At 62.5% G+C, this 14,597-nt stretch carries 15 protein-coding genes; all 15 read left to right on the top strand.

Annotation, left to right across the window (positions count from 1 at the left end):
• Positions 1-38: 38 nt before the first annotated feature.
• A complete protein-coding gene (gene hpt / locus ACX80O_RS11045) occupies positions 39-590 on the top strand; it encodes a hypoxanthine phosphoribosyltransferase (RefSeq protein ID WP_196839557.1) in 552 nt (183 codons plus the stop codon).
• 191 nt (positions 591-781) lie between these two features.
• On the top strand, positions 782-2,854 hold the full coding sequence (ftsH, locus tag ACX80O_RS11050) for an ATP-dependent zinc metalloprotease FtsH (RefSeq protein WP_459306108.1): 2,073 nt from the start codon (positions 782-784) through the stop codon (positions 2,852-2,854).
• A 36-nt stretch (positions 2,855-2,890) separates the two neighbouring features.
• Complete coding sequence (gene folE / locus ACX80O_RS11055) at positions 2,891-3,508, top strand: GTP cyclohydrolase I FolE (RefSeq protein WP_459333476.1); 618 nt, start codon at positions 2,891-2,893, stop codon at positions 3,506-3,508.
• 14 nt (positions 3,509-3,522) lie between these two features.
• A complete protein-coding gene (gene folP / locus ACX80O_RS11060) occupies positions 3,523-4,428 on the top strand; it encodes a dihydropteroate synthase (protein ID WP_459306105.1) in 906 nt (301 codons plus the stop codon).
• 8 nt (positions 4,429-4,436) lie between these two features.
• Entirely contained in the window at positions 4,437-4,826 is a 390-nt protein-coding gene (folB, locus tag ACX80O_RS11065; protein ID WP_459306103.1) for a dihydroneopterin aldolase, read from the top strand.
• On the top strand, positions 4,823-5,338 hold the full coding sequence (gene folK / locus ACX80O_RS11070) for a 2-amino-4-hydroxy-6-hydroxymethyldihydropteridine diphosphokinase (RefSeq protein WP_459306101.1): 516 nt from the start codon (positions 4,823-4,825) through the stop codon (positions 5,336-5,338). The genes folB and folK overlap by 4 nt, the downstream gene beginning before the upstream one ends.
• Positions 5,326-5,814, top strand: a complete 489-nt coding sequence (locus ACX80O_RS11075) for a DUF3180 domain-containing protein (RefSeq protein WP_459306099.1) — start codon at positions 5,326-5,328, stop codon at positions 5,812-5,814. Before folK ends, ACX80O_RS11075 begins: the two co-directional genes overlap by 13 nt.
• On the top strand, positions 5,807-6,322 hold the full coding sequence (locus ACX80O_RS11080) for a PH domain-containing protein (RefSeq protein ID WP_459333477.1): 516 nt from the start codon (positions 5,807-5,809) through the stop codon (positions 6,320-6,322). The genes ACX80O_RS11075 and ACX80O_RS11080 overlap by 8 nt, the downstream gene beginning before the upstream one ends.
• Entirely contained in the window at positions 6,319-7,899 is a 1,581-nt protein-coding gene (locus ACX80O_RS11085) for a PH domain-containing protein (protein ID WP_459333478.1), read from the top strand. The genes ACX80O_RS11080 and ACX80O_RS11085 overlap by 4 nt, the downstream gene beginning before the upstream one ends.
• Positions 7,886-8,794, top strand: a complete 909-nt coding sequence (locus ACX80O_RS11090; RefSeq protein ID WP_459333479.1) for a Rossmann-like and DUF2520 domain-containing protein — start codon at positions 7,886-7,888, stop codon at positions 8,792-8,794. Before ACX80O_RS11085 ends, ACX80O_RS11090 begins: the two co-directional genes overlap by 14 nt.
• Entirely contained in the window at positions 8,794-9,714 is a 921-nt protein-coding gene (panC, locus tag ACX80O_RS11095; protein ID WP_459333480.1) for a pantoate--beta-alanine ligase, read from the top strand. The genes ACX80O_RS11090 and panC overlap by 1 nt, the downstream gene beginning before the upstream one ends.
• Before the next feature lie 114 nt (positions 9,715-9,828).
• Complete coding sequence (lysS, locus tag ACX80O_RS11100) at positions 9,829-11,319, top strand: lysine--tRNA ligase (RefSeq protein ID WP_459333506.1); 1,491 nt, start codon at positions 9,829-9,831, stop codon at positions 11,317-11,319.
• A complete protein-coding gene (locus ACX80O_RS11105; RefSeq protein ID WP_459306091.1) occupies positions 11,312-11,506 on the top strand; it encodes a hypothetical protein in 195 nt (64 codons plus the stop codon). Before lysS ends, ACX80O_RS11105 begins: the two co-directional genes overlap by 8 nt.
• 127 nt (positions 11,507-11,633) lie before the next feature.
• Entirely contained in the window at positions 11,634-11,954 is a 321-nt protein-coding gene (locus tag ACX80O_RS11110; protein ID WP_459306090.1) for a histone-like nucleoid-structuring protein Lsr2, read from the top strand.
• A gap of 130 nt (positions 11,955-12,084) precedes the next feature.
• Positions 12,085-14,592, top strand: a complete 2,508-nt coding sequence (locus tag ACX80O_RS11115) for an ATP-dependent Clp protease ATP-binding subunit (RefSeq protein WP_459306088.1) — start codon at positions 12,085-12,087, stop codon at positions 14,590-14,592.
• Positions 14,593-14,597: the final 5 nt, after the last annotated feature.

Below are 14,597 nucleotides of genomic sequence, written 5' to 3' on the forward strand. Positions count from 1 at the left end.
CGGTGCAGCCCCATCATCCAAACCTTCAGGAGTAACTGGTGGATTCACAGGACGTCCAGGACGACCTCAAGCATGTCCTCTACACGAAAGAGGAAATCCAGCAGCGCGTCGCTGAGTTGGCGGCTCAGATCGACGCCGACTACGCAGGCCGGGACCTTCTGATTGTCGGTGTCCTGAAGGGCGCGGTAATGGTCATGGCGGACCTGGCGCGCGCACTGCACTCCCACGTCACGATGGACTGGATGGCTGTGTCTTCCTATGGCTCCGGCACCCAGTCCTCGGGCGTCGTCCGCATCCTCAAGGACCTCGAAACCGATCTGATGGGCAAGCATGTGCTCATCGTTGAGGACATCATCGATTCCGGCCTGACACTCTCCTGGCTGAAGTCCAACCTGCAGTCCCGCGGACCGGCCTCCGTGGAAATCTGCACCCTACTGCGGAAGCCCGAAGCCGCGAAGGTCAGTATCGACGTGAAGTACGTCGGCTACAACATCCCCAACGAATTCGTCGTCGGATATGGCCTGGACTTCGCCGAAAAGTACCGCAACCTCGACTTCATCGGCACACTCGCCCCGCACGTCTACGAGTAGCCCCAACCAGCCCCGGGACGCCGGACCCGGGCGAAGTCTGTCCGCCCATAGGGAACTTATGGGTGATTTGGTGCGTGGTTGTGTGCAGACGGTGTAAAGCTTGTACAGCTTTCCTTGCGCGCCCGCCGCGTGACGTCAGCGGTATCTGACTCGTTAAGCAGGAGGGACAGGGTCTCGAAACCCTGAGACGAATGAAATTTAAGAACCTTTTCAAGGGGCCCATCTTCTGGATTGTGCTCGCCGTCGTGGCGCTGCTGATCATCCTGCCCAACCTGTTCAGCACCAATAGCTCACGGGTGGACACCAACGTGGGCCTGGACCTCCTGAATGACAATCAGGTGGAGCAGGCGAAGATTTACGACGGCGACCAGCGCGTTGACCTGACCCTGCGCGAGGACTATGAGGACCTGGGCCGCAGTGTCCAGTTCTTCTTCAGCACCGCCCGTGCCGACGATGTGGTGGCAGCGATCAACGCCTCCGACGTCGAAGGGTTCACCGACCAGCCCGCTGAAAGCAACTGGTTCACCAGCCTGCTGGGCCTACTCCTGCCACTCTTGATCATCGGCGCCATTTTCTGGTTCCTGCTTTCCCGGATGCAGGGCGGCGGGTCGAAGGTGATGCAATTCGGGAAGTCCAAGGCGAAACTCGTCACCAAGGACATGCCCCAGGTCACGTTCAACGATGTGGCGGGTGCCGACGAGGCCGTCGAAGAGCTCCACGAAATCAAGGAGTTTCTTCAGGAACCAGCAAAGTTCCAGGCCCTCGGCGCCAAGATTCCCAAGGGCGTGCTGCTGTACGGCCCGCCGGGCACCGGCAAGACCCTCCTGGCCCGGGCCGTGGCAGGAGAAGCTGGCGTGCCGTTCTACTCGATCTCTGGATCCGACTTCGTTGAAATGTTCGTCGGCGTCGGCGCGTCCCGTGTGCGGGACCTGTTCGAACAGGCCAAAGCGAACGCCCCGGCAATCATCTTCGTCGACGAGATTGACGCCGTCGGACGCCACCGTGGGGCCGGCATCGGCGGTGGCAACGACGAGCGGGAGCAGACACTGAATCAGCTTTTGGTCGAGATGGATGGTTTTGACGCCACCTCCAACGTGATCCTCATCGCCGCCACCAACCGGCCCGACGTCCTCGACCCCGCTCTGCTGCGGCCAGGACGGTTCGACCGGCAGATCGGCGTTGAAGCGCCGGATATGCTGGGCCGCGAACACATTCTTACGGTTCACTCACAGGGCAAGCCCATGGCACCGGATGTGGACCTGCGCTCGGTAGCCAAGAAGACCCCTGGATTTACCGGCGCGGATCTTGCGAACGTGCTTAACGAGGCGGCGCTGCTGACGGCGCGGTCAAACGCCCAACTGATTGACGATCGTGCCCTCGACGAGTCAATCGACCGCGTCATCGCCGGGCCGCAGAAACGCAGCCGGGTGATGAAGGAACGTGAACGCAAGATCACCGCCTACCACGAGGGTGGGCACGCACTCGTCGCGGCGGCGCTGCGCAACACCGACCCGGTCACCAAAGTCACTATCCTTCCGCGTGGCCGAGCGCTGGGCTACACGATGGTGCTTCCCAGCGACGACAAGTACTCTATTAGCCGCAACGAACTGCTGGACCAGTTGGCGTACGCCATGGGCGGGAGGGTCGCCGAGGAGATCGTGTTCCACGATCCGTCGACCGGTGCGTCAAACGACATTGAGAAGGCGACCGCCACCGCCCGCAAGATGGTCACCCAGTACGGCATGAGCGAACGAATCGGTTCGGTCAAGCTGGGCCAGGGTGGCGGGGAGCCTTTCCTGGGCAGGGACATGGGCCACGAACGGAATTATTCAGACCACATTGCGTACATCGTGGATGAGGAAATCCGTCGGCTGATCGACAACGCGCACGACGAGGCCTACGAGATTCTGACCGAGAATCGTGACGTTCTTGACCGGGTTGCGTTGGAGTTGCTGGAACGGGAAACCCTGAACCAGGCGGAGATCGCCGAGGTCTTCACCGAGATCCGCAAACGCGATTTACGCGACGTGTGGCTGTCCAAGGATTCCCGCCCGGTTCACGCCCTGCCACCGGTCACCTCCAAGAAGGAGCGCGCTGAAGCCAACGAGGCTGGCGAACCCGCACCCGAGACCGTCGCGCCACAGGACCAGATCGCCGACGCGCACCTCATGGGAGATTTTGATGTGCACGGCACCGAACTGCCCGCAGCGGAGTCAGGGAACGGATCCGTCGGCAAGGGCGGCGCCGGAGGGGCCCAGCCCTAAACGGCCGGGCCGCAGGCACCGCGTAGGATTGCTCCAGTGACCGATTTCGATGATGAGGTGTTCTCAGCGGCCCTCGAGGCAGCAGGTTCACCTGTGGACCAGCCCAGGATCCAACGGGCGGTAAGGGAGATCCTCGCCGCGATCGGGGAGGATCCTGATCGCGATGGACTGGTTGAGACACCGAAACGGGTGGCGAAGGCTTATGCCGAGTTTTTCGCCGGGCTTCACCAGGACCCGGCGGAAATCCTTTCCACCACCTTCGAGATCGACCACGAGGAATTAGTCCTGGTCAAGGACATCCCGTTCTACTCCACCTGTGAGCACCATCTCGTGCCCTTCCACGGGTCTGCCCACATCGGGTACATTCCGTCAGCGGAGGGGCGGGTGACCGGGCTGAGCAAACTGGCCCGCCTGGTGGAGGTCTTTGCCCGGCGCCCCCAGGTCCAGGAGCGGCTCACCACCCAAATTGTTGAAGCGCTCATGACGCATCTTCAGCCGAAGGGTGCCATTGTGGTTATCGAATGTGAACATATGTGCATGTCAATGCGCGGGGTGCGCAAACCCGGCGCCAAGACTGTTACATCGGCTGTACGCGGCCAGGTGCGGGACCCCGCTACCCGGGCCGAAGCCATGAGCCTGATACTTGGAAGATAGGACATCACAGACCGATGGATTCACTCGCTGCGGCGCCGGGAACCGGGCCGGCCACCTCACCACTTCCGGTCCTAAGGGTCGCCAGGAAGGCGAAGACCCTCGCCGACCTGCCCACCAACCGCTCACTCGTGATGGGGGTCCTCAACGTCACCCCGGATTCGTTCAGCGACGGCGGGCGTTTCGCCAGCGCCGATGAGGCAATCGCCGAAGGCCTCAGGATGCACTACGCCGGCGCTGACATCATCGACGTGGGAGGGGAATCGACCCGCCCCAACGCGGATCTGACCAGTCCCGACGAGGAACAACAGCGGATCCTGCCCGTGGTGGCGGCCCTGGTGAAGGCGGGAGCCTTGGTCAGCGTGGACACCATGCACGCGTCGACCGCAGCACAAGCGCTCGACGCCGGCGCCGCCCTGGTCAACGACGTTTCGGGACTCGCCTACGACCCCGCGATGCCCGCCCTGATTGCCGAGCGGAACGTGCCCTATATCCTCCTGCACCGCCGCGGCACCGCAGCGACTATGGGTTCCCTCGCCCAGTACGGGGAAGTGGTCGATGAGGTCATCGCTGAGATGATCCACATTCGGGATGCCTTCGTTGCAGCGGGTGTTGATCCCAGCCAGATCATCCTCGATCCCGGCATCGGATTCGCCAAAGACGAAGCCCACAACTGGATGATCCTGGGTGCCATCAACCGGTTCACCATGCTCGGGCACCGGGTCCTGATCGGCGCGTCACGCAAACGGTTCCTCGGCACGCTCCTCACCTCAGCCGGCAAGGCAGCCGCCCCGCAGGAACGGGACTCGGCGACAGTCGCCATTTCGGCGCTCGCCGCCGCCGCGGGTGCCTGGTGTGTGCGCGTGCACGACGTCGGCCCCAACCTGGACGCCGTCAAGGTTTCAGCCGCGTGGACCGACTAGGTCCCGCCATGACACTCCTCCAGCAGGACACCATCACAATCACCGGCATCACAGCTCTCGGGTTCCACGGGGTATTCGACTCCGAACGCCGCGACGGCCAGCCCTTCGTCGTCGACGTCGTCCTCCACCTCGACCTTCACTCTGCTGGGGCAACCGACGATCTGACCACAACCGCTCACTACGGTGACGTGGCCGAACAGGTTGTCGACGTAGTGACCGGCGATCCACTCAACCTGATCGAGGCCCTCGCCGAGCGGATCGCTGCCCGACTGCTCGCATCCTTCCCCGTGGCGGCGGTCCAGATAACTGTCCACAAACCCCAGGCGCCAATCCCGGTGCCGTTCGGTGACGTTGCAGTATCCATCCTCAGGGCCCGGATCGGCGAGGAAACGCCGTGACCGGGCGGGTGCGCTCGGTGCTGGCCCTGGGAAGCAACCTCGGCGACAGTCACGGCACTCTCTCCCTCGCCGTCGCCGATCTGGTGGACAGCTCCCTGGTGCGCTTGAGAGAAGTCTCCCCAGTGGTCAGGTCGCGCCCGGTTGGCGGTCCGGCGGATCAGCCGGACTACCTGAATATGGTGATCGAAGTCGAAACCGACCTCGACCCCCACGCGTTCCTGGCCCACTGCCAGGCGGTCGAAATCAAGCACCAACGCATCAGGGGAGTCCGGTGGGGACCGCGGACCCTCGACGTCGACATCATCACCTTCGGCGACTACTCCTCCGACGACGAGCGGCTCACCGTCCCGCACCCCAGGGCAACCGAGCGGGCCTTCGTCCTGCAACCGTGGGCGTGGATGGATTCCACGGCGCGCCTCGGCGGACGGCTGGTGACGGAACTGGTCGGCGAAACTACCGACCTCGCCGGAATCCGACCCTATGAGGGGGCCGACACACAGTGGGTTCCCTGAAGTTCAGCTGGCTGGCAGCTCTCGGGGTAATAGCGGGGATCGGTGGCTGGCTGGTGAACTGGTGGGCGAGCAGGAACGGGTTCCCCGTTCCAACCCTGCCGCTGAGTTCGCTGCTGACCGTGGCTGCCATCCTGGTCATCACCCTGGTATTCGGGCTGAGGGTGCTGCGCTGGCGGAACGGCCGACGCGACCGGGCGCTGAACGCCATCCTCGCTGCCCGCACCGTGGTGTTGGCCCAGGCGACCGCTTACGCGGGGGCGCTGAACGCGGGGTGGCATCTAGGGATTCTGATGGATCAACTTTCCCTCGTCGCCGTGCGCGGCGTGACCGGATCGGTCTGGGGAACCCTTGTCCTGATTACCAGCGGCATGGTGATGATCGTCGTGGGGATAATGGTGCAGGGATTCTGTCGGTTGCCGCCTGATGACGGTGCCGACAAGAACAGTAGCCGCCATGACGAGGGGGAGTATGCGTAAGGAACCTATCGATCCGGACGGCGTCGAATGGACTCGGGTGTCGCCGAAGTACCTGACCGTGCGCCTGCTCGGCTGGGCCGTGGGGACGATCATCAACCTCGCGATCTTCAGCATCCCCCTCATCCTCGTCCTGACCGACATTTGGTGGGGCTTCCCACCACTGTGGATTGCCTGGGCGCTGCCAATTGCTGCCCTGATCCTGTCCCTCTGGCGGGGAATCCTTCTTCCCCGCCAGGTCAGGGCGATCGGCTACGCGGAACGGAATGAGGACCTCCTGATTCGTAGCGGCGTCTTCTACCAGCGCACCATGGTGGTGCCCTACGGGAGAATGCAATACGTCGACGTCGCTGTCGGGCCGATTGAACGGGCCTTCGGACTGTGCACCCTGAAAATGCACACAGCGTCACCGGGCACCAATGCCTCCATACCGGGCCTGCCAGCCGACGAGGGCGCGCGCCTGCGCGAGCAACTGTCCGCCCGCGGTGAGGCGAAGCTGGCCGGACTGTGACAACCCGGGACCAGACGCCGCCGGAGAACCCCATCGCGCCCGACGCGTCGCTGCTGGCAACCTCCGACGACCAGTGGAGCCGCGTTCACGTCATCTCCCCGCTGGTGCGGGGTTGGATTGCGTTGGTTGCCATCGCCTTCTTCGCCGGCCAGGACCTGTTCCAGGACGTGCTCAGCGGCGACGGCCTGCCAAGCTTTGCCGACGGCGGATCACGGTTGCCCTGGACCATCGCCATCATTGGCGGGATTATTGTGCTCGTTGCAGCCGGTTTCCTGCTGTCCTGGTACTTCACCCGCTACCAGGTGACCGAGCAGCATGTGAGGGTCAACTCGGGGGTGCTTTTTCGCCAGAACCGGCAGGCACGGCTGGACCGGGTTCAGGCTATCGATGTGGTGCAGCCCTTCCTCGCCCGCGTCTTCGGGCTGGCTGAACTGAAATTCGAAGTAGCCGACGCCGGCGAGTCAGCGGTCAAACTCGCTTTCCTCAAACTCAGCGACGCGCAGCGTCTAAGGGCAACGATCCTGGCCCGCGCGGCGGGCGTGAGCATCGACCCGGACCACCCCGAGGATATCCAGGAGGCGCCAGAGCGTGAGGTGCTGTCGTTAACGCCCGGGCGGGTAATCGCGGCGGCGTTGCTGTCGGGAACCACTATCCTTCTGATCCTCGGTGTGGCAGTTGTAGTGGTCCTGGCGGTTGTCCTCGACGCGGCCGCCCCCCTTGCCGTCATCATCCCGCTAGGGCTTGCCGTGGCGGGTGGGTACTGGAACAGCATCAAAAATGGGTTCAATTTCCAGGCGGCAATCTCGCCCGACGGCATCAGGATCCGCTACGGCCTCCTCGACACCCGAACCCAAACCGTCCCGCCGGGGCGTATCCAGGCCGTCGGGATCAGCCAGTCTCCGCTTTGGCGGATGAAGGGCTGGTACCGGATGAGTGTAAACGTCGCCGGCTACGGTATTTCAGCTTCCGGGGATGCCCAGGCCAGGGCCACCCTGCTCCCGGTGGGAACCCGTCAGGAAGTCCTGCAGGTTCTCGCACTGGTGCTTCCCGATCCGGGCACCGAGGAACCCCTCGAGGTGTTCAACGCCGGGATGGAGGGCAGGGACAGCCGCGCGGGGTTCCTTTCCACCCCACGGCGGGCACGCTGGGTCGGACCGCTCGAATGGCGCCGCAACGGTTTTGCAGTAACCAGCACTGCCCTGCTGATCCGGTCGGGCTATTTCTGGCGGACCCTCGCAGTGGTGCCGCACGAGCGTACCCAGTCCCTGGCCCTGCAGCAGGGACCGGTGTATCGACGGTTCAGGGTTGCCGATCTGGTGCTGCACACCACGCCGGGACCGGTTAGCCCACGAATCCAGCGTGTCGACGAGGAAACCGCCTGGCGGCTCTTCCGCGAACAGTCGATCCGCGCAGCAGAGGCACGCCGCCGTAGCCTTCCGGAGCAATGGATGAGACCGGCTGAGGTGGCCGATGCGATTCCCATGCTGCCCCCGCCTTCCTATGACGGTCAGGGTCCGCCAACGAACGGTAAGGGTCCGCCAACCGAAGACCCGAAGGACGCAGATGAACAACGCTAGCGGGGCGAGGCGGCCGGGCCGGCTAGGTGTAGGAATTATCGGTGCAGGCAAGGTGGGGGCAGTCCTGGGTGCGGCCTTGCGCGCCGCCGAACACGCAGTCGTTGGGGTGTCGGCAGTGTCCGAGGCGAGCCTGGAACGTGCCGAAATGTTACTGCCGGGCGTGCCAGTGCTGGAGATCCGCGACGTCATCGAACGATCGGAGCTGGTGCTCATTGCCGTTCCCGATGACGCGTTGTCCGGACTGGTGGAAGGCCTTGCCGCCCTCGGGGCGTGGCAGCCGGGGCAACTCGTCGCCCACACCTCCGGACGGTTCGGCATTTCTGTGCTCGAACCGGTCCGCCGGATAGGCGCCATCCCCTTGGCGTTGCACCCAGCGATGACCTTCACCGGAATGAGCCTGGACCTCGCCCGGCTGCCCGACTGCAGCTTTGGCATTACCGCTCCCTCCGCCGTGCTGCCCGTGGCGCAGGCTTTGGTGGTGGAGATGGGCGCCGAGCCTGTGGTGATTGATGAGGTCCACCGGCCCCTCTATCATGCTGCCCTCGCTCACGCCTCGAATCACTTGGTCACGATCACCGCACAGTCGACCCAATTGCTCACCTACATCGGCGTTGAGGAACCTCACCGAATGCTTGGACCATTGATGAGGGCATCCCTGGAAAATGCCCTCTCAGCCGGAGAGGGAGCGCTCACCGGTCCAGTGGCCCGCGGAGATACCGGAACTGTCGAGGCGCACATCGAAGCGCTGAACTCCCAGCCATCGGAGGACATCCGCGCGGCCTACCGTGGTCTGGCGATTGCCACTGCCCACCGGGCCTTGGACCGGGGGCTTCTCAGCGAGGCGCAGGCCAGCGCGATCACCCAGGCACTGGCTTCCGATGAGCTGGGTCCCTGATGAGCGGATATCCTGCCGCGCCTCGGGTCGTCAGGACTGCTGCTGACCTAGCGACCGCCACTGCCGAACTCTTCGGCGGGCACCCGGCACCGGGCCGTGATGGTCAACGCCCCAGTCTCGGGTTCGTCCCCACCATGGGTGCCCTGCATGAGGGTCACACGGCTTTGGTGCGGGCAGCCCGACAGGCCAATGAGGTAGTTGTGGTCTCGATCTTTGTGAATCCGCTGCAGTTCGGCGAACCCACCGACCTTACGCGCTACCCCCGGCAGCTCGATCAGGACCTTGTCCTGCTGGCTGGCTGCGGGACGGACCTGGTGTTCGCCCCCTCGGAAAGCGAGATGTACCCGGAAGGCCCACCGCTCATCACCATGAATGCAGGCGCCCTCGGCAGCAAATTTGAGGGCGCCGCCCGGCCTGGGCATTTCAACGGGATGCTCACGGTGGTAGCCAAGCTGTTGCACGTTGGAGCCCCTGCAGCTGACGCCGGGTTTCGCTGCTATTTCGGTCAGAAGGACGCCCAACAACTTGCCCTCATCCGCCGGATGGTCAAAGACCTCAACTTTCCGGCTGAAATCGTTGCGGTTCCGACGGTCAGGACCCCTGCCGGGTTGGCTCTGTCCAGCAGGAACCGTTTCCTCACCGCGGCGCAACAGGACGCTGCGCTGGTGCTCTCCCGTGCGCTGCGTCTCCTAGAAGCCAGAGCTCAACGCCACGAACCACTGGACCTCGACTCGGCGGTGGCGTTGGTCACTAGCCATCCTCTGGTGGATCTCGACTACTTCGAGGTGGTAGACGCGGCGACCCTCGAACCCCTGGCCGTCAACTGCCGGGAAACCCCCTTCGTCGGTGAGGCATTGGCTCTCATCGCCGGGCAGGTGGGGTCAGTCCGGTTGATCGACAATGCCCCCCTGGGGTACTGAGTCAGCCAGTACCGCGTCGCTCCAAACGTGGGCGGCGGAACGTAGCCGGTAACCTTGTATATCGTGACCAAAGATAATTTCAACACCGCCACAGAAACCGTCCCGAGTGATGGCATGGGTAACGACGAAACCACCGAGCAGATGCGCATCCGCATGGAGAAGCGTGAGCGGTTACTCGGGCGGGGGGACGAGGCGTACCCGGTGAAGCCGGAGCGTACCCACTCACTGGCAAAGCTACGGGTAGAGTTCGATCACCTGGCAGCCGACGAAACCTCCGGCGAGATTGTCTCAGTGGTGGGTCGTGTGGTGTTTGTCCGCAACACCGGGAAGCTCTGTTTTGCTACCCTCCAGGAAGGCGGCGGGGCGCGACTGCAGGCCATGCTCAGCCTCTCCGAGATCGGCGAGCAGTCCCTCGCGGACTGGAAGGCTCTGGTGGACCTGGGTGACCATGTAGTGGTGCACGGCGAGGTCGTCAGTTCCAGGCGTGGAGAACTATCCGTCATGGCTGACGGTTGGGCGATGGCATCGAAGGCACTGCGCCCGCTGCCCACCCTGCATGCCGGGGTAAGCGAGGAAACTCGGGTAAGGCAGCGCTATGTCGACCTAATGGTGCGCGAAGAAGCGCGGGACATGGTGCGAAAGCGCGCAGCGATTGTGCGGTCTATCAGGGAAACTCTTCACTCGCTGGAGTATGTAGAGGTGGAAACGCCAATGCTTCAGTTGGTGCACGGCGGCGCTGCTGCACGACCGTTTGAAACGCATCTGAATGCTTTCGACCAGAAGATGACCCTGCGAATCGCCCTTGAGCTTTACCTGAAGCGCGCTGTTGTGGGTGGAATAGATCGTGTCTACGAGATCGGGCGGATTTTCCGCAACGAAGGGGTTGACTCAACCCACAGTCCGGAATTCACCATGCTTGAGTGTTACGAGGCGTACACCGACCAGTTTGGAATGGCTGAGCGGATGAAGGAAATTATTCTCAATTGTGCCGACCTTCTCGGTTCGCGGCGCATAGAAACAGAGGCCGGCGTCATTGACCTGAATGGCGAATGGCGATGGCTCGGTGTGTATCCGGGTCTTTCCGAGATGGTGGGGCGCCAGATAACCCCCGAGACCACCCAGGATGAGCTGGTGGATATCGCAAAAATGCACGGGGTAAAGATCGCCCCGGAATGGGGCAGCGAAAAGCTTGTGCTGGAACTGTTCGGCGAGCTGGTTGAGCCAACCCTGATCCAGCCGACCTTTGTGTACGATTACCCGCCGTCTGCACAGCCGCTCGCCCGGCCGCACCGCGAAGATCCTCACCTTATTGAAGCGTGGGATCTGATCATCGGCGGGATGGAGCGGGGAACCGCCTTCTCGGAACTTATTGACCCGGTGGTGCAGCGGCAGCGACTCGTCGATCAATCCAGGCGGGCGGCCGCAGGTGACGATGAGGCAATGCAGCTCGACGAGGACTTCCTGCAGGCGCTGGAGTACGGAGCACCCCCGATGGGCGGCATTGGTCTGGGCATTGACCGGCTGGTCATGCTGTTCACCAATACAGGGATTAGGGAGACCATCCTCTTTCCCATTCTCAAACCAGTTGGAGATAGTCGTGCTTGAGTATGTTGCAGTTTTGGGGCCGTCGTTAGCAGTCGGCGCGATCTTCTATTTTGTGATGCGTTCAATATTCAACGCCGACCGCACTGAACGTGAGGCAATGAGCCAGGCTGAAGAACGGATCGCCGAGTCGCAGCAGGAACAGCCCGTTGCAGCGCCCGACCAGGAGGGCCCCGCGGCGCCCAAGTGAAGTAGTTCCCGACACATTTCGAGAAGAATTTCTATAGGCTTTTTTGTACTGTGCTTTGACGGTTAGTGTGTGACTGGCCCATAATTGGCTACACATAGTAATTCACCACAAAACGCAGGAGCAGACCGTGGCACAAAAAGTAAAGATCCTCCTGATTGATGACATCGACGGTGGCGAAGCTGATGAAACTGTACGCTTTGGTCTTGACGGCGTGCAGTACGAAATAGATCTTTCGAAGAATCACGCCAAAGAACTTCGGGCAGTAATGAGTAATTACGTTTCCGGTGCGCGCCGGAGCGCCCAGGTGAAAGCACGCGTAGCCACACCGGGCCGCAACCAGGAGGCCGCACAGGTTCGTGAATGGGCGCGAGCCAACGGATACACCGTCTCGGCCCGTGGCCGGGTCAACAGCGAAATCGTCGAGGCCTACCGCGCCGCCCAACGCTAGAAGGATGGCAGGCTGCGCACCGTTGGGCGCAGTCTCGGGTCGGTGTGATATCTCGCCTGTGGCGAACACGCTCCAAAAGGCCGGGCAGGACACGTAGCATCGAATTACGCGTTAGCTAGGAGTGTGCCCCATGTTTGAGAGATTTACCGACCGCGCCCGTCGTGTTGTTGTGCTGGCCCAAGAAGAGGCCCGCATGCTCAACCACAATTACATCGGCACCGAGCACATTCTGCTCGGTCTGATCCATGAGGGAGAAGGCGTCGCCGCAAAGGCGCTTGAGTCCCTCAGCATCTCTCTCGGCGCCGTCCGAGAGCAGGTTCAGGAGATTATCGGCCAGGGCCAGCAGGCACCGTCCGGCCATATCCCGTTCACGCCCCGTGCCAAGAAGGTACTCGAACTTTCGCTGCGGGAAGCCCTGCAGCTGGGTCACAACTACATCGGCACCGAGCACATCCTGCTTGGTCTCATCCGCGAGGGTGAGGGTGTCGCGGCGCAGGTACTGGTCAAGCTCGGCGCTGACCTCAACCGTGTCCGCCAGCAGGTCATCCAGCTGCTCTCCGGCTACCAGGGCAAGGAACCGGCGTCCGTGGGTGGCCAGCAGCAGGAGGGGACGCCGGCAGGGTCGGTGGTCCTCGATCAGTTTGGACGCAACCTCACCCAGGCCGCCCGCGAGGGCAAACTCGACCCAGTGATCGGGCGGGCACTGGAGATGGAACGCGTCATGCAGGTCCTCTCCCGTCGCACCAAAAACAACCCCGTCCTGATTGGCGAGCCCGGTGTCGGTAAGACGGCAGTAGTCGAAGGACTTGCCCAGGCGATAGTCCGCGGCGACGTACCCGAGACCATCAAGGACAAGCAGCTCTACACCCTTGACCTTGGTTCCCTCGTCGCGGGTTCACGGTACCGCGGAGATTTTGAGGAACGCCTCAAGAAGGTGCTCAAGGAAATCCGCACCCGCGGCGACATTATTCTGTTCATCGATGAGATCCACACCCTGGTGGGTGCGGGAGCCGCCGAAGGCGCAATCGATGCAGCGTCGATCCTGAAGCCAATGCTTGCCCGTGGTGAGCTCCAGACCATCGGTGCAACCACTCTTGACGAATACCGCAAGCACATTGAGAAGGACGCCGCCCTGGAGCGCCGGTTCCAGCCGATCCAGGTCCAGGAACCCTCAGTGGCGCACACCATTGAGATCCTCAAAGGCCTGCGGGACCGGTATGAGGCGCACCACCGTGTCTCGATTACCGATGAGGCGCTGATCGCGGCAGCAACCCTTGCCGAACGCTATATTTCGGACCGGTTCCTGCCGGACAAGGCGATTGACCTGATTGACGAGGCCGGCGCGCGCCTGCGCATCCGCAGAATGACCGCGCCGCCGGAGCTGAAGGAAATTGACGACCGCATCGCCGACGTCAAGCGGGAAAAGGAGTCGGCGATTGACGCGCAGGACTTCGAAGGCGCAGCATCATTGCGCGATAAGGAGCAGAAGCTTCATGACGAGCGAATGGAGAAGGAGCGCCGGTGGAAGTCCGGCGGCCTTGATGACATTGCCGAGGTCGATGAGGAACTCATCGCTGAGGTACTCGCCAACTCCACTGGCATCCCGGTCTTCAAGCTGACCGAAGAGGAATCGACGCGGCTCCTCAAGATGGAAGACGAACTGCACAAGCGGGTAGTCGGCCAGAACGATGCCATCAAGGCCATTTCGCAGGCGATCCGTCGCACGCGGGCAGGCCTGAAGGATCCCAAGCGTCCGGGCGGATCGTTCATCTTCGCCGGCCCCACCGGGGTTGGCAAGACCGAACTGGCCAAGGCGTTAGCCGAATTCCTGTTCGGTGACGAAGACGCCCTGATTACGTTGGACATGTCCGAATACTCGGAGAAGCACACCGTATCCAGGTTGTTCGGTGCGCCCCCAGGGTACGTTGGCTACGAAGAAGGTGGTCAGCTCACTGAAAAGGTGCGGCGCCGCCCGTTCTCGGTGGTGCTGTTCGATGAGGTCGAAAAGGCACACGCCGACCTGTTCAACTCGCTCCTCCAGATCCTTGAGGACGGCCGGTTGACCGATAGCCAGGGCCGGGTGGTCGACTTCAAAAACACCGTCATCATCATGACCACCAACCTGGGTACCCGCGACATCTCGAAGGGTGTCATGACCGGATTCCAGTCCGGCACTGACACCACCACCACCTACAACCGGATGAAGGCGAAGGTCACCGAGGAGCTCAAGCAGCACTTCCGACCCGAGTTCCTCAACCGTGTTGATGACACAGTGGTGTTCCCGCAGCTCACCCAGGACGAGATTGTCGAGATCGTCGACCTGTTCCTGGAGCGGTTGGGGAAGCGGATGGCTGACAAGAATATGAGCATTGAGCTCACCCCCGCGGCCAAGGTACTGCTGGCAACTCGCGGCTACGATCCGTCAATGGGTGCCCGGCCACTGCGCCGGACCATCCAGCGGGAGATCGAGGACCAGCTGTCCGAGAAGATTCTCTTTGGCGAACTTAAGTCCGGCGAATTGGTTTCGGTGGACATTGAGGGTGAGGGAGATGAAGCACGCTTCACCTTCGTCGGCCATGGCGCCCCGAAGGAAATCGAGGATGCGCCGGCCGCCATTGAGGCGACAGTTCCCGAATAGATTGT

The organism is Arthrobacter glycogeni (genome assembly GCF_054511155.1).